The sequence below is a fragment of the Edaphobacter aggregans DSM 19364 genome (assembly GCF_000745965.1).
GTDB classification, from domain to species: Bacteria; Acidobacteriota; Terriglobia; order Terriglobales; family Acidobacteriaceae; genus Edaphobacter; species Edaphobacter aggregans.
Window position 1 is genome coordinate 85,483 of sequence record NZ_JQKI01000021.1, and the last position, 24,528, is coordinate 110,010.

Annotated in this window: 21 protein-coding genes and 1 pseudogene; 7 read left to right on the plus strand and 15 right to left on the minus strand. The window is 61.5% G+C overall.

Annotation, left to right across the window (positions count from 1 at the left end; all coding sequences use genetic code 11):
• The first annotated feature begins 3 nt into the window (after positions 1 to 3).
• Positions 4 to 1,959 carry an NHL repeat-containing protein gene (locus Q363_RS11035; protein ID WP_035350077.1) on the plus strand — a complete coding sequence of 652 codons (1,956 nt, stop codon included), beginning with the start codon at positions 4 to 6 and terminating at the stop codon, positions 1,957 to 1,959.
• Positions 1,960 to 2,223: 264 nt separating this feature from the next.
• Complete coding sequence (locus Q363_RS11040; RefSeq protein ID WP_035350080.1) at positions 2,224 to 2,859, plus strand: pyridoxamine 5'-phosphate oxidase family protein; 636 nt, start codon at positions 2,224 to 2,226, stop codon at positions 2,857 to 2,859.
• A 4-nt stretch (positions 2,860 to 2,863) separates the two neighbouring features.
• Here the strand turns inward: Q363_RS11040 and Q363_RS11045 are convergent, their stop codons facing one another.
• On the minus strand, positions 2,864 to 3,373 hold the full coding sequence (locus Q363_RS11045; protein ID WP_035350082.1) for a GNAT family N-acetyltransferase: 510 nt from the start codon (positions 3,371 to 3,373) through the stop codon (positions 2,864 to 2,866).
• An 83-nt stretch (positions 3,374 to 3,456) separates the two neighbouring features.
• On the opposite strand from Q363_RS11045, the gene Q363_RS11050 reads away from it, so the two are divergent.
• On the plus strand, positions 3,457 to 4,659 hold the full coding sequence (locus tag Q363_RS11050; RefSeq protein WP_035350084.1) for a carboxypeptidase-like regulatory domain-containing protein: 1,203 nt from the start codon (positions 3,457 to 3,459) through the stop codon (positions 4,657 to 4,659).
• Positions 4,660 to 4,662: 3 nt separating this feature from the next.
• Here Q363_RS11050 and Q363_RS11055 read toward each other — a convergent pair whose 3' ends face one another.
• The 9 genes and pseudogenes from Q363_RS11055 to nadC all read right to left on the minus strand — a co-directional run bounded on the left by Q363_RS11055 (position 4,663) and on the right by nadC (position 13,131).
• The gene (locus tag Q363_RS11055; RefSeq protein ID WP_035350086.1) at positions 4,663 to 4,950 is read right to left on the minus strand and encodes a hypothetical protein; all 288 of its coding nucleotides are present in this window, start codon (positions 4,948 to 4,950) and stop codon (positions 4,663 to 4,665) included.
• Positions 4,951 to 5,054: 104 nt separating this feature from the next.
• Complete coding sequence (locus Q363_RS11060) at positions 5,055 to 5,597, minus strand: CHRD domain-containing protein (RefSeq protein WP_051978649.1); 543 nt, start codon at positions 5,595 to 5,597, stop codon at positions 5,055 to 5,057.
• A 151-nt stretch (positions 5,598 to 5,748) separates the two neighbouring features.
• Complete coding sequence (locus tag Q363_RS45390; RefSeq protein WP_281175980.1) at positions 5,749 to 7,452, minus strand: ComEC/Rec2 family competence protein; 1,704 nt, start codon at positions 7,450 to 7,452, stop codon at positions 5,749 to 5,751.
• Positions 7,453 to 7,552: 100 nt separating this feature from the next.
• Positions 7,553 to 8,350: pseudogene (locus Q363_RS45395) on the minus strand (DUF4131 domain-containing protein); the annotation flags it as partial.
• A gap of 169 nt (positions 8,351 to 8,519) precedes the next feature.
• Positions 8,520 to 9,818, minus strand: a complete 1,299-nt coding sequence (gene rlmD, locus Q363_RS11075) for a 23S rRNA (uracil(1939)-C(5))-methyltransferase RlmD (RefSeq protein WP_035350090.1) — start codon at positions 9,816 to 9,818, stop codon at positions 8,520 to 8,522.
• Positions 9,819 to 9,838: 20 nt separating this feature from the next.
• On the minus strand, positions 9,839 to 10,552 hold the full coding sequence (locus tag Q363_RS11080; protein WP_035350092.1) for a hypothetical protein: 714 nt from the start codon (positions 10,550 to 10,552) through the stop codon (positions 9,839 to 9,841).
• 26 nt (positions 10,553 to 10,578) lie between these two features.
• The gene (locus Q363_RS11085; protein WP_035350094.1) at positions 10,579 to 11,397 is read right to left on the minus strand and encodes a type III pantothenate kinase; all 819 of its coding nucleotides are present in this window, start codon (positions 11,395 to 11,397) and stop codon (positions 10,579 to 10,581) included.
• 28 nt (positions 11,398 to 11,425) lie between these two features.
• Positions 11,426 to 12,238 carry a biotin--[acetyl-CoA-carboxylase] ligase gene (locus Q363_RS11090; RefSeq protein WP_035350095.1) on the minus strand — a complete coding sequence of 271 codons (813 nt, stop codon included), beginning with the start codon at positions 12,236 to 12,238 and terminating at the stop codon, positions 11,426 to 11,428.
• Between the two features lie 8 nt (positions 12,239 to 12,246).
• On the minus strand, positions 12,247 to 13,131 hold the full coding sequence (gene nadC / locus Q363_RS11095; RefSeq protein WP_035350096.1) for a carboxylating nicotinate-nucleotide diphosphorylase: 885 nt from the start codon (positions 13,129 to 13,131) through the stop codon (positions 12,247 to 12,249).
• 125 nt (positions 13,132 to 13,256) lie between these two features.
• Here nadC and Q363_RS11100 point away from each other — a divergent pair, with 125 nt between their 5' ends.
• Positions 13,257 to 13,718: an ester cyclase gene (locus tag Q363_RS11100; RefSeq protein ID WP_035350097.1), complete on the plus strand. Its 462-nt coding sequence runs from the start codon at positions 13,257 to 13,259 to the stop codon at positions 13,716 to 13,718.
• A gap of 67 nt (positions 13,719 to 13,785) precedes the next feature.
• Here the strand turns inward: Q363_RS11100 and Q363_RS11105 are convergent, their stop codons facing one another.
• The gene (locus Q363_RS11105; RefSeq protein WP_035350130.1) at positions 13,786 to 16,560 is read right to left on the minus strand and encodes a valine--tRNA ligase; all 2,775 of its coding nucleotides are present in this window, start codon (positions 16,558 to 16,560) and stop codon (positions 13,786 to 13,788) included.
• Between the two features lie 121 nt (positions 16,561 to 16,681).
• Here Q363_RS11105 and Q363_RS11110 point away from each other — a divergent pair, with 121 nt between their 5' ends.
• A complete protein-coding gene (locus Q363_RS11110; RefSeq protein ID WP_035350099.1) occupies positions 16,682 to 17,218 on the plus strand; it encodes a hypothetical protein in 537 nt (178 codons plus the stop codon).
• 132 nt (positions 17,219 to 17,350) lie between these two features.
• The gene (locus Q363_RS11115; protein ID WP_157466740.1) at positions 17,351 to 17,875 is read left to right on the plus strand and encodes a hypothetical protein; all 525 of its coding nucleotides are present in this window, start codon (positions 17,351 to 17,353) and stop codon (positions 17,873 to 17,875) included.
• Positions 17,876 to 17,937: 62 nt separating this feature from the next.
• On the opposite strand, the gene Q363_RS11120 is transcribed toward Q363_RS11115, so the two are convergent.
• The 3 genes from Q363_RS11120 to Q363_RS11130 form a co-directional block, all read right to left on the minus strand.
• On the minus strand, positions 17,938 to 19,656 hold the full coding sequence (locus tag Q363_RS11120; RefSeq protein WP_245632161.1) for an outer membrane protein assembly factor BamD: 1,719 nt from the start codon (positions 19,654 to 19,656) through the stop codon (positions 17,938 to 17,940).
• Between the two features lie 133 nt (positions 19,657 to 19,789).
• The gene (gene rpe, locus Q363_RS11125; RefSeq protein ID WP_035350102.1) at positions 19,790 to 20,476 is read right to left on the minus strand and encodes a ribulose-phosphate 3-epimerase; all 687 of its coding nucleotides are present in this window, start codon (positions 20,474 to 20,476) and stop codon (positions 19,790 to 19,792) included.
• A gap of 43 nt (positions 20,477 to 20,519) precedes the next feature.
• Positions 20,520 to 21,914 (minus strand): excinuclease ABC subunit UvrC, encoded by a 1,395-nt coding sequence (locus tag Q363_RS11130; RefSeq protein ID WP_035350104.1) that lies wholly within the window; start codon positions 21,912 to 21,914, stop codon positions 20,520 to 20,522.
• Between the two features lie 63 nt (positions 21,915 to 21,977).
• Between Q363_RS11130 and Q363_RS11135 the strand changes: the two genes are divergently transcribed.
• Entirely contained in the window at positions 21,978 to 22,505 is a 528-nt protein-coding gene (locus tag Q363_RS11135; protein ID WP_035350105.1) for a hypothetical protein, read from the plus strand.
• Here Q363_RS11135 and Q363_RS11140 read toward each other — a convergent pair.
• On the minus strand, positions 22,502 to 23,878 hold the full coding sequence (locus tag Q363_RS11140; RefSeq protein ID WP_035350106.1) for a TldD/PmbA family protein: 1,377 nt from the start codon (positions 23,876 to 23,878) through the stop codon (positions 22,502 to 22,504). The two genes, Q363_RS11135 and Q363_RS11140, sit on opposite strands and share 4 nt — an antisense overlap.
• Positions 23,879 to 24,528: the final 650 nt, after the last annotated feature.

Here is a 24,528-nt window from a genome sequence, read left to right on the forward strand (position 1 = left end):
GCAATGGCGACAGGCTACCGAATGACGCTCCGACCTTGCGCTGCTGCACTGGCTCTTGCTGTGACGCTTGCCGGTGTTGTGCCGTTGACCGGCTGCAGTACTGGGACGACGGCTGTTGACCCTCCCACGACGACACCTCCGACCACGACGCCGCCGACCACAACACCGCCAACGCCACCCGCAGCGCCATCGCTGCTGGTTTCGGGTAAAGTGCTCGCCGGCACACAGCCGATCTCTGGAGCAAGCGTTCAGGTATACGCGGCGGGGACGACGGGCAATGGCTCGGCGGCGACGGCGTTGCTCGCCTCTCCGGTGACGACGGATGCGAGTGGGGCGTTCACCATCACTTCGGGGCTGAACTGCGCCTCTACCTCGTCGATGCTGTACCTGATTGCCCGTGGGGGACAGGTGGGTTCGGCGCCGGCCAATGCGGGGATTGCGTTGGCCACGGCGATGGGCGCGTGCAGCCAGTTGTCGACGAGTACGACGGCACAGTTCACGGTGAACGAGGTCACTACGGTTGCGACAGTTTGGGCGCTGTCGCAGTTCTTCGGCTCCGGAGGCAGCATTGGAGCGACAGCGACCAACGCCAAGGGACTGGCCAACGCGTTTGCGACGGCTGCCAATCTGGCAGATCCGGCGGCCGGGAAGTCGCCAGGAACAGGGTTTCCATCGACCGGAAAGTCTCCTGCGCCGAAGGTCAACGCGCTGGCGAGGCTGCTGAATACGTGTGTTTCGTATACCGCGGCTCCGGGTTCGGCGAATCCCTGCGACAAGCTCTTTCAGAATGTGACAGTAACGGGTTCGCCGTCGCCGTCGAATACGCTCGATGCGGCTCTTAGCCTTGCGCGCAACGCTGGCAACAATGTCGCCGGTCTTTATACGCAGTCGACCGCGAGCACTGCATTCTCACCTGCGCTCTCCAGCGTTCCGTCCGACTGGACGATCTCGATCAACTTTACGGGCGGCGGAATGAACGGCCCCACTGGCGTCGGCGTCGACGGCCAGGGGAACATCTGGGTTGCAAGCTACTTTGGAGGAGTCGCCTCACAGTTTACGCCGACGGGCTCGCCGGTCTTTGCCCCAGGCATTACGGGCTCTGGTTTGTACCACTCTTACGGTCTCGCGATCGACAGCCAGAACAACGTCTGGATTCCGAATGAAGACAGCCCATCGAGCGTGAACAAGACACTTGGATCGGTCACTGTGCTGAATTCGGCCGGACAGGCTATATCGGGAGCGGATGGCTTCACCGCCGGCGGGATTTACAATCCTGTTGCCATCGCCATCGATACCAATGGCACGGCTTGGGTGGTGGACTTTGGCAACGCGCACGTGACATTGCTCTCGAGCACAGGAGCGCCATTGTCAGGAACATCCGGTTACACGGCCCCGACTCTTGCCTTTTCGGCCTCGGTTGCCATCGATGCGAATCACAACGGCTGGATTGGCAACCAGAACGATGAAGTGGTGACGCGCATCTCCGCCGATGGAGCCCAGACCAGTGGTATCTCTTGCTGCAATGGGGCACAGGGGATTGCCGTCGATCAACACGGCTATGTATGGGTGTCGAACTTCTACGGGGACAGCATCAGCCTGCTCTCGTCGACGGGCTCGATCATTTCAGCAGGTTATTCGGCGAGCAGCGTGTTGAAGCCGCAGGGAATTGCGATCGATGGCGCAGGCGTAGTCTGGGTGGCCAGCGTCCGCAATGTGACCGGAGCCGCCAGTGCGACGCTGACCCAGATGGCCGGATCTGCCAGTGCTTCGCCTGGACAGATTCTTTCGCCGGCTGGGGGCTGGCTGGCCGATGCCGGTATGCTCGTTCCCTACGGAGTTGCTGTGGACGCAAGCGGCAACCTTTGGATCACCAACTTCGGCAGTAACATACTTACGGAGGTCGTCGGACTGGCGTCGCCAGTACGGGCACCGTTGAATGGGCCTCCTCAGGCTCCCTGACGCGAGCACCCATTTCGCTGATACCGGCCAACTTCTCGCGTGATGCGCAGCTGTCAGCGCAGGCGTTCTGACGAACCTCAAATCCGAATCGAGGCCGTCCTGCGAAGAGCGGGGCGGCTCTTTGTTTGTGACCTGGTTGCGCAGAATACATCAAATGGGGAGCGGGGATACTGATTGGGCGGGCAGCGACGCACGCGCGGTCCAGAAGACGCCGCATCGCACCGGGCACCGCACGAATCAGTCAGGACGGACAGGAGTCTCATCATGGGACGCAGCTTCGCTCGCGTTGCCTTTACGCCACTCGTCAAGAAGCAGCAGGCCCTGCGGGGCAGCCGGCAGCAGTATGAGCGCGCCGAGCAGTTCGGCAAGGCGGGCGATGTTCTCACGGAGGCGGAGCGCGAATTCATTCTGTCTCGCGACTCCCTTTACATGGCGACGGTCAGCGAGACAGGGTGGCCGTATATCCAGCACCGCGGCGGCCAACCCGGTTTTCTTCACGTTCTCGACGATCGCAGGATTGCCTTTGCCGACTACCGCGGCAACCGGCAGTACATCAGCCTCGGCAACATCGAGCACGATGATCGTGTCGCTCTATTCCTGATGGATTACCCGACGTGCAGTCGGCTGAAGATTCTGGGACATGCCGAGGTTCGCGAGGGAGCCGATGCCCAGACGCTCATTGGCGAACTCAGCGGCCCTGGCGTGCGCCCGCTGGCCGAACGCGCCATCGTCGTCCGCATTGAGGCCTTCGACTGGAACTGCCAGCAGTACATTACTCCGCGCTATACGGAAGAGCAGGTTGTTCAAGTGATGGCTCCGGTTCGCCAGCGACTCGCTGAGTTAGAAGAGGAGAACAAACGGTTGCGCGCAGAGCTGGATCGGGTGGCTCTCAAGGGATGAGCGCCTACGATGTTGGGAGACGCTTCTCGTAGCAGAAGAAGCGCAGCCCCGGTCGCAGCCTGAGTGTAATCTCGCCGGCGAAGCGATAGCCCAGACCTGGGAAGAGCCGCTGTGTGGCCTGATTCTCGACGTTGGTATCCACGCGAATGACGGGAAGCGCCTGTGTTGCGGCCACCTTCTCGGCCTGCTGCATCAACGCCCGCGCAACGCCGGCTCCGCGGGATTGGGGATCGACGGCAAGACGATGCACCACGAGGGCGGGCTCGGTATCGTCCCAATCTGCCTGCACGTAGTCTGGCTCGGGATCGCTGGATAAAGCGACCACTCCAGCGATGGCTCCGCTGATCTCGGCCACCCACAGCTGTCCGCGCTGAACGTCGCGCGCGAAGACCTCTGGGTTGGGATAGTTCTCGTCCCACTGCAGATTTCCGGTCGCGCGCATCAACGGCACAACACGCTGGACCAGCAATGCCAGCGACGGTATGTCCTCCAGTGTCGCGAGACGGATGCGCATAGCTTCAGCCTATCGCATGTCAGAAGTTGAAACTCCTTGAGCTCCGTGCGCTAGACTAGACTGTTTGCCACCGGAGGAACTCTATGTTTTGGCGAACTTGTTTTGCTGCTTTCTCCATGGTTGCGCTTGCCGCAATGGGCCAGGAGCCTGCGCAAACGTCCCTTCAGAATCTGCCCAAGCCAGTGTACGGCTCCGTCTCCGGACGGATCACATGCGAGAACAACCTGCCGGCGCGGCTTGCCGTTGTGACCTTGCTGCCGATCGGAGACGCCTCTGAACCGCCAACGTCCTCTCGGGCGGTCAGCCGCCCTGTGCTTACGCCGGTGGATACGCAACTCGACGGCAGTTTCACCATTCCGCACGTGGCACCCGGATACTACTACGTTGTCGTACAGTACCCTGGTTATGTCTCTCCTATTGCGCAACTGAACCGCGAGGATCTCATCCGTCCTTCGCTCGAGATGCAAAAGTTCATCGCGAGTGTGCTGCCGGCGGTCGCGGTCGATCCTAACCGGGTGAGCAACGTCGATGTGCGGTTAAGGCGCGGCGCCTCCATCAATGGCTATATTCGCTATGACGATGGGAGCCCTGCTCCCGGACTTCAGATTCGCGTTCTGCGCAAGGATGGTAAAGGGAAATGGATTGGCGTGCCTATCCGGGATGGCGGCGGTTCCGATGATCTGGGCCGTTATCGCATCGTTGGCCTCCCCGCAGGGGAATACATGCTGGAGGCCAGCCTTCAGGTCTTTGAACGATACACGGACTACCTCTTCGACGGTGGCGGCTCAAGCTCCAGCGGGACGAAGTTCGGAATCAAGATCTACTCCGGGAGCGAGACTCGCAGGCGCGACGCCAAGCTGATCAAGCTCAACGATGGTGAAGATGACTCGAGCGAGGACATGGTCATTCCGCTCTCAAAGCTTCACAGTGTAACCGGCAGCATCGTTCAGGCGCGTACCGGGCACGTCGTCAGCGCCGGCACTGTGGTTCTTCTTTATCCGGATGACAACTCGGAGGCGTTTTCCACCAAGGTCGATAAGGATGATTCGATGTTCCATTTCGACTTTGTTCCCGAGGGTAGCTATATCCTGAAAGTCGCCAACGCGCGGGACGTCTCGCGGGAGGAGATCTCCAATGGCAAGAACAGCATGCCGCCGACTCACACGAAGGAGACGACTCTTAAGAGCTACGGCCCGCAGCAGCAACCTCTGCTGATTGAGGGAGATCTCTCTGGGCTGCTGCTCCCCGTTCCTGAAGCCGCTGCCCCAGCGAAGGGCGCGCAGTAACAACTACATGATGCGGAAGCGCTCGCGCATCAGGCGCTGGAAGCGCGGTCTCCAGATCAGGTCGTAGGCCAACTCCTTGCCAGGAAACATGGCCAGCGCGGCTTTGCGTGAGTCGGCGATCATCTGCGACGCCTCATCGACGGTGAGCGTCGCGTCCTGCGCGATCACCTGCATCACCATGTTCATCATCATCTGCATCCGCCGGATCAGCTTCTGTTCTTCCGCCAGCTCTTCCGGGGTTGCCGCAACGATTTGCCTGTCTGCACGCTCCGAGTCCTGCTTCAGTTCCATGTGGCCAAGCCTCCGCTGGTCTCACGTTACTCCTAACCGAGGCGGTCGTGAATAAAAAATGGAGATGCGAGAGCGTTACCGTTCTGGATGTCAGCCGCAATACGTCAGACGCGCAGGCGACGGCGAACAAAGGACATTGCCGCAGCCGCTCCGGTTCCCAGCAGGAGCAATGTTGCCGGCTCCGGAGTTGCAATGATCTGGTCGCGAATCTCTCCACCTGGGAACACGGCATTGTGGATATTCGTGTAAGCGCTTCCGTTGTTCATACCGGCGATAAGGGCAGCCTCTGTTCCCCCGTCGCTGAAGGCAAAAGTTGAGAGATCGATCGTGTTGGTGTACGTTCCCGAGGTTGCGTTCGGAAATCCGTCGAATGGTACCCAGACCGGTGCATTCGTACCGGGGGATGCGCAGCAGTGGATATGCGCCGCCGATGCCGGTCCACCGATCAGGCCGGAGAAGGTGATATCGATGGTTAGCATGTCGCCGGTAAGCGTGTACAGGGCAGTTCCGGTCGCGGGCGAGGCGTTCGGAGGAACCTCGCCGCCGCCACTCATCAATGATATGTAGGTGATCGTATCTGCAAAGCAGCGGGCCGGAAGACTCACTGCAGCGGCCACAGCACAGGTCATCAAAAGTCGCTTGAACATGATCACTCGGTCCTTTCGAAGTGGAGTCAGGGCCCGGGCGTACGAGGTCAAACATACTGTACGAGGTCAAACATACTTATGCGATGCATGATTTGAGGACGGTGAGTTGTAAAAAATAAGTCACGGAGGAGCCGCTAAGAAAGCAAAGCGCTTAGACCTCGGCCTGCGGCTCACTCGAACGGAAAGCTTTCTCCCCAAGGATCTCGTGGATCGCGCCATCGCGGTTGAGGAGAAAGGTCGTCAGTCCGAACTCATCGGTTCGGTAGAGCCGTGTCCCGCCGGCAGTGATTCGTGAGATCACCTCGAAACGGGGATGCCCAAAGGTATTGCCTTTGCCGACGGAGACGACCGCGTCCTTCGGGGTCAGCGCACGAAAGAACTCCTGGGTCGTCGAGGTCCGGCTGCCGTGGTGTCCCGCTTTCAGCAACGTGACCGGAGCCAGGCCACGTGCCACCATTGCCTGCTCGCTGGGGGCCTCCGCGTCACCTTCCAGTAGCGCCGATGCCTTGCCGTACTCGACACGCAGCACGAGGGAGTCGTTGTTCACCGGCTCCCCGGCGTTAGTGTAGCTGGCCTCGGGCGCCAGCACCTTCACCTTCGTTCCACCCAATGCGACGTTATCGCCTGCGCGCATGTGCCGCACCGTCGTGCCGAGTTCCGCAGCCTCGGAGATGAGAGCGCGGTAGGCGTCAGAGTTTGGATCGACCGCAACCCACAGCTCGCGCGGCCGGAAGTTTCGTAGGACTGCCGGCATTCCTCCCATATGGTCGCTATGCGCGTGGCTCAGCGCGACGACATCCAGTCGGCGGATGCGTCGCGACCACAGGTACGGCGATACAACTTCTTCGCCTACATCGAAGGCGCTGGCGACTGAAGCGGTTTCGGTTACGCTGCCGACTGGGCCGCCGGCGTCTATCAGCATTGTGCGGCCGTCCGGGCCTACCATCAGCACCGAGTCGCCCTGTCCCACATCGATCGCGGTGATCTCAAGCGCGCCAGATGAAATGAGGGCGGGCTCGGGCCACAAAATCATCACGGTCACCAGCGGGAGCGTGATTGCAGCCACGAGCGCGCACGTACCGGAACGCCGTACCGCCCACGTGCAGAATCCCCAGGCCGCGACTGCCAGCGCAGCGACCCACCAGACCGGAGCAGGGATCCGCAGGTCTGCTGCCTGCACATGACTCACGCGCCCGATCGCCCAGGCGATGCCGTGCAGCAGCAACGCGGTCACGGCGGCTGGCAGCGTGGCTGCCCAGGGGGCGATCAGCGAAGCGCAGAACATGATGACCGCAGTCGGCGCCAGCAGGCCAACCACCGGCACGGTGAACATGTTCGCGGGAAGCGCGAAGATGGTTGCGCGGTGAAAGTACATCGCCATCGGAAGCGCCATGACCATCTCGGCGACGATTCCGATCAGCACAAGCTCTGCCGACCACAGCAGGAGGCGGAGAGTAAGCGCGGGCAAACGATAGGCCCATCGGCCGAGGACGCCGGCAAGAGCATCGCCCCACATTCGGAGCATCACGCGAAACTGTGCCAGTCGAGGAGCCAGAACAGGGTCGAGCCATAGCTCGTCCAGGCGGTGCAAAGCGCGTGCGTAGGGCATGAAGGTGCGATCGCCCAGAGGTACTGCGATTCCCGCGATGGCGACGATCGCGAGGAACGTCATCTGGAAGCTTGCATCAAAGAGATTGGCGGGCGACCACACCAGCTCCGCCAGGGCAGCCGCTCCCAGCGCATTCAAAACGCTGCGCTCGCGTAAGAGCAGCCGCGCCACGAGGAAGACGGCTGTCATGAACAGTGCCCGCTGCACGGGCGCTCCAAAGCCTGTTAGCAGGGCATAGGCTGTCATCAACGCGAGGGTCGCGAAGGTCGCCAGCCATTCGCTGCACCCGCAGCCTTCTCAGCATCCAGACGAGAATTCCGGCCAACAGAGCGACGTGCATTCCTGAAACAACGAACAGGTGAAACGAGCCAGTGCGCTCAAACCCCAGCCGGAGCGCGTGGTTCAGGCGTGTGCGGTCGCCGAAGAGCATTGCATTCAGCATCCCCGCGTCGTCTTCGGTCAATTGCATGGTCAGGGGCATCCGGCGGTTCGCTTTCGAGTGAACATAACTGAGCATTCGACCGGAGGCCCAGCTTTGCGCCGCATAGACTCTGCACGAAAGGCGTGCAACACTGCTTGCAATAACCCGAACCTTTGTTGCGCGCACGTTTGCGTGCATGCTGATGCCCTGCGCCAGCAGGTAGTCTGCGTATTGCCATGCAGCGGGGTCGTGGTAGCGCTCCGGCACCTTCAATCGCAGCGGTATCTCGACTACATCGCCGCAGTGGAGCTTCGGCGGCGCTGTATCCTGCGCCATGATTGTCGTTCGTACGCCTCCTGTGACTGGCACCATACGCGAGACATCGGGCGTTACCTCTTCGATCGCTTCTACTGCGATATCGACCGATTGAGCATGCGCAGCATCGGGCTCCTTCTCGATCCACCAGGTTGGATCGTCGCGATCAGCCGGCTTGTGTTGTGGCGGGAGGTCGCGTACGCGGATCACTCGGCCCCTCACTGCGCGGCTCAGTCCATCGGCGTACTGGGTCAGCGCGTGTTGCGCGGAAGGAACGGGCCGCAACTGCCAGCACCAGAATCCTGCCGTGATCCAAAGAGCCGCCACCGGAAGCACGGCGATGCGCGGCGACCGACGGAGTGCAAGGATCGTGAGTGCCGTGGATAGAAAGGCTGCAATCGCCAGCACAGGCGCCGGTTGCCAGGATCGAGCGATGGTGATGCCGATTGCGAACCAGCACGCAGCCGCAAGCAACGGCGCTCTTCGAAGCCGAAGCCGTTCCGTGTATTCACCGGCCCAAAGCTGCTCTGCGTGGCCCGTCAGATATTGCTCCCGTTGCTGTACAGCGCGTTGTCGATTACAGACTGAGCACCGCTACCGTCTCCTGATGGAAGGTCTGAGGAAACATATCTACCATATGGAGCTCGCGCAGCCTGTAGCCGGAGTCTACCATTGCCTTCAAATCTCGACCCAGCGTTGTGGGATCGCACGAGACGTACACGATCTCGGGAGGCTTTATGCGCGCCAGTAGGGTGCATGCCTCGATGCCCACGCCAGCGCGGGGAGGATCGACGACGATCAACTCCGGCCGCTCGCGCTCCAGCGCCGCCTGCCGCAGGAAGTCGGCGGTCGTCGCCACGATGGTGCGCCGGCCCTCGCCGCGGAGGTTCTGTGCGAGATCGCCGGCGGATGCCTCGACCGCGACGACTTCGGAGAACGTCTTCGCCAGCACGCGCGAGAACAGTCCAACACCGGCATAGAGATCCCATGCGAGACGCCCGCGACGGCCCCGGGTGACCAGGTCGACCAGCGTCTCTACGACATAGCGGTTTACCTGGAAGAACCCGCCACGGCTTACCCAGTAGCTTTCAGCGGCCACGGAGTAGCTGAGCCCGTCAGCGCCCCATGTATCGCCTTTTCGAAATCGCTGAGTCTTTCGACCTTGACCTGCGTGTTGCATAATCAAGACTCCGGCTCCTTCCAGCTCCGGTAGTCGTTCCCGGAGGGCCTCGCAGAATTGCGCAAAGCCTTTCGCGGGCTGATGTCGGACGAAGAGAGTCATCTGCAGCCTGGCCACGTCGGCTGTGGAGAAGAACTCCACCTCCTCAGCTGCGTGTGCCCACTGCGCAGCATTGCCGCCAAGAGTGAGCAGCGCCTCGGCGGCTCGCCACAGCAGCGGGGCGGCGATAGGGCACATCCCTATCGGAAGGAAATCCGTCGAGCCACGCCGCAGATATCCGGCTCTAAGCTGGCCGCCTATCTCAGCGACCCGCAGGCGAATGCGGTTTCGATACTTCCATGGTTCCGCCGCGTGCGGCTCGATCCGAGGGAGAGAATTCAGACCAGCGCGTTCCAGTGTCTCCCGCAGAATTTCCTGCTTCAGCCGGAGTTGCGCGTCGTAAGACGCGTGCTGATACTGGCATCCACCGCATTCGCCGAAGTGCGCACATCTCGGAGTTACACGATCCGCCGAGGCCACGGCGATGCTCTCAAGCTCGGCTGCGCTGAAGGCGCTGTGTTGTTTGGTGATGCGGGCCTCGACGACTTCTCTCGGCAGCGTGAAGGGTACAAAGATGGCTCGTCCAGGGCCTGCCTCGTTCGCAGAGTGTGCCAGACCATTGCCGCCATAGATCATCTTCTCGATGTGTAGCTTCATCGGTTGATCATCCTCCCCTGTCAGCCCAGACTCATGTAGAAGAGGCTCAGGCGGGGAAGCCCGCGCGCTTCAAGCAGCTTCTTTTGCAGGAACTGCTGCTGCACTTGCTTGATCTGCACGGCCTGCATCTTTCCCCGATAGGGGGCAAGCTCGCGCCCCGCCTGCTCGCGCAGGGATGTCAGCTCGCATTCGTCGGCGGCGGTCAGCAGCGCGGCAAAGATCTTCTCCTCCAGAACCGTAAGGGTTCGATCCAGCTCTTCCAGCGAGACCGCGGAATCGACCTGCAACCCTGCGGCGAGAGCCTTCAGGCGCTGTGCGACCTCCGCCGTTATCGCGTCCGCGGGAGCGGGGAGCTTCGCGTCTTCCAGAGTCCGCGCGTTTTCTTCGAGGTAGCGTGCGACACGGGCGGGTTCGAAGCCGCTCTCGGCTTCCGCGCTATCGGCGGGGGCTGTGCCGATGGAGGCCTCCATTGCCTGCTCGGTCGCTTCTATGACGCTCTGCGCGCACCACGCCAGGCCATTCACCTTGCGCATGCGTCCGGCGGCGCGTCGCGTGCGCTCGTCGTACTTGTCGAATGCGCTGTCGATACCGCGAAGGACTGCCTCGAGCGGAACTCCGGCCTCGCGCCATGTCTCAATCAGCGCCCAATCCAGCGTCGACAGCATCAGCAGCGACCCGCGCCGCCGCTGAAAGCGCTCCTCGATCTCGGTAAAGTAGTTGAAGTAATTGCGCATTCCGAAAGCCTCGCGGCGGGGGCGAACTACGCGCCGCGCTTCCTGCTCTTCTCCTGGCTTCGTTCGAGGCTCCGCTCGTAGATGATTCTCAGCCCATTCAGCGTCAGCATCTCGTCCACCGCGGCGATGTACTTTGATCCGCCCGCGATCAGCTTTGCCAGGCCGCCAGTCGCGACCGTCTTCGTCTCCGGCCCAAGCTCGGCGATCATTCTCTCGAGGATTCCATCCACGAGACCGATGTAGCCGTAGTACAGGCCTATCTGCAGGTTGTCTACCGTGCTTGTGCCTACCACTTTGGCCGGACGCTTGATGTCGATACGTGGCAGTCGCGCTGCCCGCGCAAAGAGAGCACTGGCCGAGATGCCGAGTCCCGGCGCGATGGCCCCGCCGAGAAACTCGCCCTTCTTCGATACCACGTCGAACGTCGTCGCCGTGCCCATGTCGACTACGATCGTTGGTCCGCCGTACTCGTCGTACGCGGCAACACAGTTCACGATGCGGTCGGCACCGACTTCGCTTGGATTATCCGTCAGTATGGGGAGGCCAGTCTTTACGCCCGGCTCGATGACCAGCGGCTTCAGGCCGAAGTAATTTTCACAGGCCTTTCGCATCATCGAATCGAGCGGCGGTACGACCGATGAAATCGCAATTCCGGTTACGCAGTCCATCTTCAGGCCGCGCAGCGTGAACAGTTCCCGCAGCAAAATCCCGAACTCGTCCACGGTCTGTTCGGTTGGCGTTGTGATCCGCCAGTTCGTGACAACTTCAGCCTTGCCGCCTATCGCGCTTAGTTTGTACAAGCCAATGACGGCATTTGTATTTCCAACATCGAGTGCCAGTAGCATCGTCGCTCTCCCGCCTCGTTCGTGCCTGTTACCTGTCGCGCACTCCGCCTGAGAGTACGGTACGCCTTGTGCCGTCGTCGCTGTCCACCAGCAGAAATCCGCTGGCATCCAACCCGGCCGTCAAGCCAGTATATCCACCGTGCTCATCCACTCGCACGTGCTTGCCCCGCACCCAGCTGGAGGCTTCTGTGAAACGCTTCAGGAGCTCGCGGATGTTGTCCTTTCCGACGTTCGCGTCATTCAGCAGCCGCAGTTCATCATGGAGGGCGCGCAACAAGGCAACCAGAATCGCCTCGCGAGAAACCGTGCGTCCGGCTTCGATCCGCAGAGAAGTAGCGACCGATGCAATCTCGTCGGGAAAGCGCTCATGGTTCAGGTTGATCCCGACACCGATGACGGCATAGCGCAGCAGTGCTTCGGCTTCTGGCCGCGTGGGGGGAGCGACTGCGGTCTCCACCAGGATGCCTCCACACTTCTTCTTGTTCAGTAACAGATCGTTGGGCCAGCGAATGTCCGCGTCAAGTCCTGCAGCCTCGGCGATCGCACGCTTTGCGGCGAGCCCTGTGGCCAGCGAGATCAGCAGCGCTGATGTCATCGGCAGTGCAGGCGCAATCAGCATGCTCGCGTAGAGCCCGTCGCCTGCGGCCGAGTGCCACCCGTGCCCGCCTCGTCCTCGTCCAGCTGTCTGCTCATCCGCCACCCATACGCCGCTTCGCGCTCCAGCCTGTGCTGCGTCAAGAGCAAGCGTGTTCGTCGAGCCGACGGAAGGGAAGTGCATTACCCGTCCGGCGAACTCGGTACCGGCGATTCCCGACTCAACCGCGCTTAGGTCAAACGTCATCGGGAGCTCTAGTAAACGTCCGCGGTAATGCGCATGCTCAGGTCGACGGCGGTTGCCGAATGCGTCAGCGCGCCTACGGAGACGAAGTCCACTCCTGCCAGCGCATACCTCCGCACCGTCTTCAGGTTCATGTTGCCTGAGGCTTCAATCGGAACGCCCGGAAGCGCAGCGCGGATCTGCTTCACGGCCTTCTTCGCCTGCGCGGATGTCATGTTGTCCAGCAGGATCGACTCAGCGCCGCCGGCGATCGCCTGTTCCAGCTCCGTTTGATTACGCACCTCGACCTGCACCACCTGCCCCGCTTTGCGCCCCTTCAGTGCCTTTTCGAGCACTGTGGGGAGGCCGCCGCCGAGCGAGATATGGTTGTTCTTGATCAGGATTCCGTCCTGCAGGTCCAGCCTGTGATTCGTGCCGCCACCGCAGGACACGGCGTACTTGTCCAGCGCGCGCAATCCGGGAATCGTCTTGCGCGTGTCCAGCACCTTCGTCTTCGTCTTGGCCAGAGTTGTTACGTACGCGTTGGTCAGGGTTGCGATGCCGCACATCCGCTGCATCAGGTTCAGAATGACGCGTTCGGTCGAGAGCAACGCGGCTGCATTGTGCCGGATCACCGCCAGCGGCTGGCCTGCCCTTACTTTCACGCCGTCGAAGATCTCGGGATGGCTGACAACCTCAAACCGTCCCAGCGGTGAGCTGCTCATCTTCGCGAAGATATCCAGAAAGACAGGGATGCACCCCAGCCCTGAGACGACGCACGCCTGCTTGGCCAGAATGGTGCCTGAGGCCCGCATCTTCGGGTCGATCGTCAGCGCCGTTGTGATGTCGTTGCCCGCTTTGTCTTCGGCAAGTGCGGCTTCAAGGATGGTTCGTATCCGTTTGCTCTTCCAGTCCATTCACTCATCCTAAACCGGACCGGCGCCGTCCGCCGGTATCTTGCTGCTGGCGCTGAGCAAAGGGAGGCCGGTTAAAAATCTTCACCGTGGAGGTCTATAATCCCCGATTCATAAGGGGGTATGACATGCCTACTGACACCAAACAGCCCACAGACAACAAGCAGATCGCGCACAGGTTTATGGACGAGTGCTGGAACCAGGGAAAGATGGATTCGGTCCGTGAACTTGTCTCAGACGACTGTCGTATCCATGATCCTGCATTCCCAACACTCACCTCTGGAGCTGAGAACCTCATGCGTCACATTGGCATGTGCCGCACAGGTTTCCCCGACCTGACGTTTTCCATCGACGACACCATCGCCGAGCGCGACGAGGTTGTACTCCACTGGACCGCCCAGGGCACTCACAAGGCCCCATTCCTCGGCATGCAGCCGACCAACCGCAACGCCACCGTCTCTGGCACGTCCATCTTCCGCATCGAGAACTCCAGGATCGTCGAGCAATGGGCCGACTGGAACCTGATGTCGCTGATGGAGCAGCTCGGAGTCGCCACCATTCCCAAAGAAGCAGCCGGAGCACGCACCTGATCAACGGCGTACCCTCCCCTGACAAAAGAGGCTACTGAGGATATCCTCGACGCTGCCCTTAGCCACATCACGCTAAGGGCAGCGCCTCCAGCGCGGCCCGCGCCTTCTCGTGCAGCATCTTCGTCTCAGCCGCCTGTTTCCTCAAACCGTCCACGATATGAGCTGGCGCCTTTGCCATGAAGGCCTCGTTGCCTAACTGCTTCTCCGCCGAGGCCAGGCCTTTCTCGAGCTTGCCAAGCTCCTTCGTCAACCTCTCGCGCTCAGCAGCCACGTCGATCTGGCGCTCGTACACTACGGCTACATCGAAGCTAGCGTTTGCACGGGCGTTGCCGCCGGAGAGCTGTTCTCTCGAAAACTCCAGCTCTGACACCCGCGCCATCTTCGCGAGCATGTCGCGATTTGCGTCCGCTAGTGCCAGAACGCGATTTTCGGCATGCAGGCGGATCGGAGTCGCTTCTTTCTCCGGCACGCCGAGTTCCTTGCGCAACGCCCGAACGGTGGTGATCAGCTCCTGCAATGTCGCCATCGCTGCTACGGAGGCGTCGTCCGCTGCGAAGTCCGCAACCTGCGGGTACCTGGTAAGCGCGATCGACTTTGCCGGAGTGTTGCCCTCGTAGAGGGCATGCCACAACTCTTCGGTGAGGAACGGCATGAAGGGACTGAGCAGGCGTAGTGCGGCGTCGAAGACTGCGACCAGTGAGGCCAGCGTCAGTGCGGCCGTCGGATTCTTCTCCGCACCTTCACCGAACTCGAGCCGGAGCTTCACAAGTTCCAGGTACCAGTCGCAGAACTCGCCCCAGAAGAACTGGTAGACGGCTGCTGCCGCCTCGTCGAAGCGATAGTCCGCAAGCGCCTTGTCGACCTCGGCGCAGACTGCGTTCAGCCTTCCAAAGATCCATCGCGTCTCGAGCGGTGTGTCTGCCGGTAGCTCCGGAACTGTGCCGCTGGCGAGCATCGAGACCTCGTAGCCGGCCTCCTTCGCGCGATCGATCTGCATGAAGAGGAAGCGCGCTGCGTTCCAGATCTTATTAGCAAACGCGCGATATCCTTCGGTGCGCGACTCGCTGAAGGCGATGTCCGTGCCCGGAGAAGCCATGCTTGCGAGTGTGAAGCGCACGGCGTCGGTTCCGTACTTCGTGACGACTTCGATGGGATCGATCACGTTGCCTTTGGTCTTGGACATCTTCTGCCGCTCGGCGTCGCGGACGAGCGCGTGGATGTACACCTCACGAAACGGCACTGCGTCCTTCAGGGTGCGCTTCGATCCGTCGGGCATCGGCACATCCAGCATGAAGTGGCACCCGAGCATGATCATCCTGGCGACCCAGAAGAAGAGGATGTCGAAGCCGGTGACCAGCAGATCTGTTGGATAGAAGGCCGCGAGATCGGCAGTCAGTCCATCGTCGGCACCGGGCCAGCCGAACACCGTGAACGGCAGCAGGCCGCTCGAGAACCAGGTATCGAGCACGTCGGTCTCCTGCGTCAGCTCGGTCGAATGGCACTTGCTGCAAGCCTGCGGAGTCTCGCGGGCTACCGTAATCTCATTGCACCTTGCGCAGTGCCACGCAGGAATCCTGTGGCCCCACCAAAGCTGCCGCGAGATGCACCAGTCGTGGATGTTCTTCATCCACTCGTCGTAGGTCTTGCGGTACTGCTCCGGCGTAAAGCGTATGTAACCCTTGTCGACTGCCTCGATTGCCTTATCGGCCAGCGGCTGAATTTTTATGAACCACTGCTGCGAGAGCCGCGGCTCGATCACCACGCCGGTTCGCTGGCTCAGCCCGATGGCAAGCGTATGGTCCTTCACGTCGACGAGCAGTCCTTGCTCGCGCAGGTCTTCGACGATCTTCTCGCGCGCGGCGTAGCGGTCCATCTCGTGGTACGGCGAGCCCGGCAGCAGCACGTGCGCTGTCTCGTCGAGGATGGAAAGGTTCGGAAGGCCATGCCGCTGGCCGATGGCAAAGTCATTCGGGTCATGCGCTGGCGTCACCTTTACGGCTCCGGTGCCAAACTCCGGCTTGGCCCAGTCGTCGGCCAGGATCGGGATCTCGCGATCCGGTCCGCCATTCACACCGCTCAAGGGCAGCTTCACCATCTTGCCGATGAGAGCCTTGTAGCGCTCATCCTCGGGGTTCACTGCGACGGCAACGTCGCCCAGCATCGTCTCCGGCCGCGTCGTTGCGACGATGATCGAGCCTGTGCCGTCGGCCAGGGGATAGCGCACATGGTAGATCTTTCCAACGCGCTCCTCATGCTCAACTTCGAGATCGCTGACCGCGGTCTGGATCGCGGGGTCCCAGTTCACGATGTAGGCTCCGCGATAGATCAGCCCCTGTTCCCACAGGCGAACGAAGCACTCCTTGACGGCGGTGCTCAACCGCTCGTCCATAGTGAAGTACTCGCGGCTCCAGTCCACGCTTGCGCCGAGCCGCTTCATCTGCTCCAGGATGGCTCCGCCGTAGACAGCCTTCCACTCCCAGACGCGGTCAACGAACGCCTCACGGCCCAGCGCCTGCCGGCAGGTGCCTTCGCTCTTCAACTGGCGCTCGACCATCATCTGCGTTGCGATGCCGGCGTGATCGGTTCCTGGAATCCAGACGGCCGTCTCGCCGCGCATCCTGTGCCACCGCGTCAGGATGTCCATCTCGGTCTGGTTCAGCATGTGGCCCATGTGCAGGCGGCCCGTGACGTTCGGCGGCGGCAGCAGCATAGTGAACTTCTTCTTGCTCTCGTCCGTACCCTTCGGTGTGGCGACGTCGAACAGGTGCTCGCGGACCCAGTACTCGGCCCAGCGTTCCTCAATCACGGACGGATCATATGCTTTCGGTAGTTCGTGGCTCATGTCCTTTAAGCGTAGCATTCGCTCGCCGGCGGACTCTGGCAGCCAAAGGCCTTCGCTGACGGAATGTTGCTCCTCGCCGCGCTTCCAGCTTTCGACGTACACTACCCCACGAGGTTCCCGCATGCGCAGACTGCCCGGCAGCCATCTTCTTTCAGCCGTACTGCTTCTTCTTCTTGTCACCAGCGGCTTCTTCAAAGGCTCGCATGGCGGGAACGATCGCGCCAGTTTCGGCTCCGACATCAATGTCCCTGAGGGGGAGACGGTGGGTGACGTGGCCTGCGCCTTCTGTTCGGTTCATCTGCGCGGCGAGGCAACCGGCGACGTAGCCGTCGCCTTCGGCTCGGTCACCATCGAACCGGGTCACTCCATCGCGGGCGATACCGCCATTCTCGAGGGCGACCTCAACCTCGGCGAAGGCTCGACCGTCAACGGCGACCTCGCCATTTTGGCGGGCAGCGCCAATCTCGCCGAGGGGGCGGCGATCCACGGCTCGCGCGCGGTCGTTCCGCAGCCTATCGGCACCCTGATTCTGCTTGCACCCTTCCTCGTGCTGGGTGGGCTTATCTGGCTTATCGTCTATCTTGTGCGGCGCAATCGCTATACCTTCCCTGTCTATCCGCAGGGCCGCGGCATCCATCCCCCTCCGCCGTCACGCTGAAAAGATATTCTGCTACTGAATCCCTACGGAACCTGTCGCCCGTGGTCTGCGTATCTGTTCTCGTTCACGAACTTCGGCGCCGGTGAGTCAGCCGGCGGGCAAGACCAGTTCCCGACAGGAGACGAACCTGTGGTGACCAAAGCGATCCGATCCCTGGGCCTCATCGTGCTTCTTGTCGGGTTTTCTGGCACGGCTGCCCGCGCACAGGCTCCCGGTTCACGCACGTACTTCAACCAGGACATCTTCGTCGCCCAAGGCCAACAGATCCACAATGCCACGTGCATCTTTTGCTCCGTGCAGGTGGAGGGCGACCTGACCGGCCGGGTCTTGGTGCTCTTCGGCAATCTCAACGTAACCGGCCGTGTTGAGCGCGAAGCGACCGTCATCGGCGGCAACGCCGTCATCGACTCACAGGCCCGGATCGGTGGCAATGCGCTCGTCGTCGGCGGGAACGCCGTCTACGAGACGGACGAGTCGATCTCCGGCAACGCTTGGGTCATCGGAGGGCACCTCTCGCCGGTTGGAGGACGCTCCAGCCGTATCCACTCCACCCATCGCCTGTCTTTCAGCCCTGTTTTCTTCACGGTCGTTGCCATCGGAGCGTTCCTTCTGCTCTCGATTCTGTTTCTTCCCCGCCGCCGCACCGACGCTGCCTGATGCGCCTACTGTCAAACAGTAAAGCCCCGGCGAACCGGGGCTTTACTACTTTCCTGAGATGGTTAGAAAGGATTGATCTTCGCCAGTCCCTTCTTCTTCTTGTGCTTGCTCGACGACTCCTCGTCCTTGTCGTAAGCCGGCTTCGGTGTCTTCTTTCCGCTGGATGCAGTGGTCGGCTGTCCCGGAGCCTGCGCGCCAGGGGTCACATCGTTCACAGCATCGGGAGCGGCCGCGGGCTTCTCGACTGGCGGCGGTGTAGTCGTATTGGTCGGTCCCACTGTCTTCAATCCGCCGTTCGGATCGACCGCAGGCTGGGTGTTTGCTCCAGGGGTCAACACCTCAACTCCCATGGAGTTTGTCCCGCCGGTTGAAGCCGCCGCGCCAGCTGAGCTCGTTGCTCCGGGAACGTTCGTCATCACAGCACCGCTTCCGCCTGCTCCGGACTCTGCGGCGGGAATATCCTGAAGTGCCAGAGGAGCTGCCGGTGCCGCGGGAGTTGCAGCCGTGTTCCCTGCAGGCGCCGCGTCGCTAGCGTCAGACGCAGCCTCTGCGCCGGCCGGCTGCGGCGTTGTCGGCGTGGCGGCAGCCGCGGAGGTTGGATCCATCGCTGTCTTGTAGTCTTGGAGGATCTGCTTGGTGACCGCCGGCGCCAGCGTTGGCTTGGGATCGGCCAGGGGCGGCTCGCCGTCGTGCGCTGCCATCACCACGTCCGGGCGTCGCAGGATCATCAGCTTGGCGCGGTCCTGCAGGCGGTACTGTCCGCGGCTGTTCTCGAGCGCTTCGCTTGTCGCCGCCTGCTCCGGCGTTGGAGTGGGGATCGGCAGATTCATCGCGGCCAGACGATCACGTGCGTCCTCAACGTGCGGCGAGGCTGAGTGCTCGGTCGCCACCTTGCGGTAGGCATCGGCTGCGCGGTCGTCGTAGATCCTCTCCAGACGACTCTTGGCATCCTCCGGCAGCTGCTTCTGCGCGCGCACGAGGCGTGCCTCAGCTTCATAGGCATCGCCCAGGCCGACCAGCACGTCATCCATGTGGCTGTATTGCGGATAGGTGTCGGCGACGGTCTGGTAGCGTGCAATGGTCGCCGGCCAGTTTTCGCGTGTCGCGTAATATCCGGCGATCTCGGCCTCGCGCGTCGCCAGAACCTCCTGGACCTCACGCAGCCGTTGCTTGGCCTGCGGCACCAGCGTCGAGTCCGGAAACTGCTGCAGCATCAGGCGGTACTCCTCCTGCGCGTGCAGAGCCTTGGAGTAATCGCGGTCCGGCTTGTCCATCTGGCGGAAGTAGATGTCTCCCACGCGCATCTGCGCCTCGGCGGCCTCGGGAGCGTTTGGGAAAAAGGTGATGAAGTCCTTGTACTCCTGCTCAGCCTGCGTCAGCGCAGCGGTTCCGCCCTCGCGATACCAGCTGTCGGCGATTGCCAGCTTGGCCTTCATCTGGTACTGCGAATCGGGGTAGGTGTTCAGCAGCGTCTGCAGGTCCAGCCGAGCGACATCGAAGTGGCCTTTCTTGGTCGCAGCCAGCGCCTTGTCGTAGAGGATGCGATCAGGCAACTTGGCATCGGCGGCAGTAACAGCATCTGCTTTCTTGGTCTCCTGCATGCGCTTCTTGGTGTCCTTGGACTGGACGACCTTGTCTTCCTTCTGCTTCTTCTCCTTCTTCGACGGAGAGGCCGACATCGTCACCGTCTGCTGAGGCTGTCCATTTGCATCGGTGGTCGTCTGCGTTGATCCTGCGACCTGCGCGCTCGCGGCGAAGGTGCCTGCCATTAACGCAGCCACTGCGACTCCGGCCATCACGCCAGACCTGATGCTTGGAAAGAAACAAACACTCGGGAAGAAAGAAGGACGATTCATCATCAGCCGTGGACCTCACATCCGCCTCGCGCCGCAGCGCCTGAAGCTTCGCTCTATTTTAGTCTTTCCTGGCAACCTTGTCCGGGGTGGCCGCCCGCGCCAATTTCAACAATCTTTTGGCGTTCTGTTCGGTCTTGCCCTTGCTGAAGACGGCCGAGCCCGCGACCAGCATCTCCGCTCCTGCTTCGACGACCGAAGCGACGGTGTCGTGAGCGACGCCGCCGTCGACCTCGATGCGGAAGTTAAGCCCCATCTCCTTGCGCAGGGCCGCCAGATAGGCGATCTTCTCCACCGCCAGTGGAAGGAACCTCTGCCCGCCGAAGCCCGGATTGACGCTCATAACGAGCACATAATGCACCATCGGCAGGACCTCGATCAGGGTGTCGACCGGGGTGGCGGGATTGATCACCACGCCGGGAAGCATCCCATGGTCGGAGATCAGCTGCAGGGTGCGGTGCAGGTGACGGCAGACCTCCTGGTGGACGCTCAGCAGATCGGCTCCGGCCTCGGCGAAGGCGGGGATGTACTCGTCGGGATTCTCGATCATCAGGTGGCAGTCCAGTGGAAGGTCGGTCACTGGGCGCAGCGCCTGCACCATCGGCGGGCCGAAGGTGATGTTGGGGACGAAGTGTCCGTCCATCACGTCGACGTGGACGATGCTTCCGCCGCCGCGCTCGGCCGCCTTCACCTCGTCGGCGAGGTGGGCGAAGTCGGAAGCCAGGATTGAGAAGGCCAGTTCTATCAAGGGTCGCGCTCCTGTCTGTGAGTCTATCAGCGTGGGTGGGCGATTATTCGGAATCGGAGTCGCGCTGTGGAATGACCGGAACGACGCGCTCGACCTCGGGACGGCCTTCGTGCAGGATGCGCGTCTTGACGTCCTTTGCGGCCTTCTTCGCCGCCTCGCGCTGGACGTCGGGAAGTGACTTTGGCTCGCCAAGAACCTGCCGTGCCGCTCCGCGAAGGATTCGGCGAATGGGCCAGCTTCCATCAGGATTGGGAAGGAAGAGCTCGCCTAAACGCTGCTTCTCCGGCCTGTAATACCAGCGGCGGAAGAGTGAGAGGTGGTCGCTCAGCGTCGCAAGGTCGTTGTTGAGCGTAGCGTGGGACTCGAGGGCTTCGAGTGCGGTTCGGGCGCGATCTTCCGGCGAGTTGGCTGCGTTTGTGGGTTCGGCCTCACCCTCGCCTTCGAGCGGCACAGCCTGCAGCATCAGGGGCTGCGCGAAGAGTGAGCTGCCGACGCTGGTCTGCTCCTTGACGGCGCGAACGCCGAGCGTGGAGAGGCGCTCCGGGCCGACGATGCAGCCGGCGGCAAGCAGGAAGAGAGCGGCTTCGTCCTCGCGCTCGTCGGTCGCGGCGGCCTTCTGGACGATGATGGTTCGCAGCTCTGGGACAGGCTGAACGATCTCGTCGGCGAGTGAGGCGGCAGCCTTCACCTTCTGGTGCTGCTCGTGAAGCTGGGCGGCGCGCTCGAACTCCATCTCCTCGGAGGCGCGGTCGCGGTCGGCGGCGATCTGCGAGAGCATCGACTCGCCGTGCGTGTCGAAGAAGGCTTTCACTCCTGCTGCTTCGGCGGCGTATTGTTCTGCGGTGCAGGCCTGCTTACAGGGCTCAATGCACTTCTTCATCTCACCGTAGACGCAGCCGGGATGCTCGGGATACGGCTGAAGGTCTTCGTGGCAGCGGCGCAGCTTGAAGAGATCGAGAACAGCGTCGCAGTAGCGCTCGGCCGCGGCGCGCGAGGGAAGCGGACCGTACATCTGCGCGAGTCCGCGCTTCGAGAGTCGGTTGGTCGCGTAGACACGAGGGAACTCGTTCTCGGCGGTGAAGCGCAGGAAGGTTGGTGTGTGCAGCCGCAGTCTTCGCCGTGCCTCGGCGTGGCCGAAGATTGTTGCGGCTGCGTGGTAGAGCGTGAGGGTCGACTCGAACTCCGAGCCGGTGACGGTGTACTCGATGCGTGCGACGCGGTCGCGCAGGTTGAGGCGCTTGGACTGCGACTCGGGCGGCGCGAGCAGACGCTTCATGCGGCGGCGAAGGTCGGCGGCTCGCGTCAGGTAGGGTTCGGAGTTGGGCTGTTCGCCGTAGAGAGCGAAGACCCCGGGAAGAGCCGGAATGGAGCGAAGAATCTCGTCGGCCTGCTCGGGGGAGAAGACGACTGTTTTTTCGAAGTGGAAGTTCGTCGACACAGCTAAATCTTATCTATGTTCTGACGGGAAGAAAGGGTAAGCTGCCTCCACGACGGAATATCAATGATCAAGCGTCTTCTTCTGCTCGTCTCTATGTTTTTGGCACAAAGCCAGATTTTCGGTGCGTTAGCGCAATCTACGCTAGCCCAAGAGCAGTCCGAGTTTTCGACGGAAGGGGAAGTGACTCACAATATTCCGCTCCCTCTGTCCGTTCGTGAACTACTCGAACGAGACTCGTTTGTTCAAGAGACATTGAAGGCTGAATCTCCGCCTCGAAACTCTCTTCCTGAGGATTGGACATTATGTTCGATCGTGCATCTCGCGAACGAGCGAGAGCGCGACTACGTTGTAATCGGACAGCGCTTACTGACAGGTGCGCACGCCACGCACTTCTGGGTTTACCGCGAAACGCCTCAAGGGGTGAGGCTGGTTTTGACTGCTTTCGCCGATTCACTCAGCATCGGGAAACGAAAGACAAACGGCTTACGAAATATCGCTGCAATGTACTACACAGCGGTAACGGACGGAACGATGAGCTACACCTTTGATGGAACTGCATATAAAACAAAACGTCCGCCACAATATCGCTAAGAGCCCGCGATGGTCATGCCTTCGATGCGGATCGTTGGGGCTGCGGCGGAGCTGCGGAACTCGAGGTCGTTGGCGATCGCTGCGATGTTTTGGTACATGTCTTTGAGGTTGCCGGCGATGGTGATCTCTTCGACCGGGTAGGCGAGCTCGCCGTTCTCGATCCAGAGGCCGGCTGCGCCTTGGGAGTAATCGCCGGTGACGAGGTTGACGCCGAAGCCCATCGTTTCGGTGACGTAGAGGCCGTTTTTTACGTCGGCGATGAGCGCTTCGGGAGTGCATTCGCCGGGTTCGAGGTAGAAGTTGTGGGAGCCGATTCCGGGGTTTCCGGCGAGGCCTCGTGAGGCGCTGCCCGTGGAGCGCATGTTGAGCTTGCGGGCGGTGTAGGTGTTGTTGACGTAGGTTTTGAGGACGCCTTTTTCGACAAGGACGGTTCGGCGTGTGGGCAGGCCTTCGCCGTCGAACGGTGCGGTTCCGAAGCCTCCGATGCCGTCGAGCATCATGGTTCCGTCGTCGATGACGGTGATGTTCTCGCCGGCGATCTGCTTGCCGAGCATGTCGTCGAGGAAGGTGGCGTGGCGATAGATGGCGTCGCCGTTGGCGGCGTCGAAGATGTTGCCGATGATGCCGCGCGCGATCTCGGGCGAGAAGACTACCGAGGCTTTTTGCGTTGGGACGCGGCGGGCTCCGAGACGGCGCAGCGTGCGCTGGGCGGCGATGCGGCCGATCTCTTCGGGGGACTCGAGCTTGGAGGTGGTGCGAGAGCTCGAGTACCAGTAGTTGCGCTGCATTCCGCCCTTTTCGTCGATGGCGATGGGGGCGACGGAGAAGCCGCAGTAGGAGCGGCGGTACTCGCCGGTGAAGCCGCGTGAGTTGGTGAGGATCTTGTGTGCGGTTCCGGTGTCGAAGTCGGCGCCGCCGGAGTTCTGGATGCGGGTGTCGTAGGCCATTGCGGCGGCTTCGGCGCGGCGGGCGATCTCGATGCGCTCGGCGGGAGGCAATTCGTTTACATCGTCGAAGTAGAGCTTGAGGTCGCCTTCGAGCTGGCCGAACTCTTGGGTTTCGGGCAGGCCGGCGAAGGGGTCTTCGCTGGTGATTTTGGCGAGCGTGATGGCTCCTTTGACGAGACGTTCGATCGAATCTTCCGAGAAGTCGGAGCTCGATGTGTTCGCGGTCTTCTGGCCGAGAAAGACGCGGAGGCCGAGGGCTCGGGAGCCGGACTCCTTGAGGGTCTCGACCTGGCCGAGGCGGACGCGTGCGGAGAACTCGTCGCCTTCGTAGACGACGGCCTCGGCGTCGGTGGCTCCGGCGCGCATGGCGCGGGCGAGGACGTCGGAGGCTAACTGGCGGAGGTCGGTTCTGGTCTTGGTTGGCATGTCATTACAAGGATACCTGCTGGCCCCTCCCCTCCCCCTGAATGTGTGCAAAGTATTCTATACAGATACTTTAGCCTGGTACTTCGGTCGTGCCGTACCGTGTTTTGGGTGCTTTCGAGCGCAAAGTATTCAAAACATTTGGTTTATTTCGGAAGATCCGCCCCTCCTTCCGAAATCTCCGCTGTCTTGTCCCACCTACTTCTATTGTAACGACTGGAGGGGAATGAATCGGCACTTTGGCGGGTGGCGTAAGTTGAATATTTAAAATGGCTTATGGGTGTTTTGGCGATTGCTGGGGCTTGACAATCTCTAACGACGTTGGCGGTGTCAAGGGCGAAGTAAGGCGCGGTCGTGGGGAGCGGGGTCAAGGGCGCCGTTTTTTGGCGTTCATCTTGACCCTTGACGCCGCTCCCCACGCGCATAAGCTCGGGCCGGGAACGAAGCTCAGGTGTTCTTTCTGAGCTTCGTTCCTTGACAGCGAGGTTCTTCGGTTTGGGCCAGGGCTGCATGGGGTTGTTGGTTCAACTGCATCGTCGTTTGAATCGTCGGGGGAACTCGCGTCCCCATCCATCTATCTCCGGCCACTTCACTGCGGCCAGGATGACGGAGTCGAACTCCCGCTTGCGCGGGAGGCAGGCTGCTCATTCAAG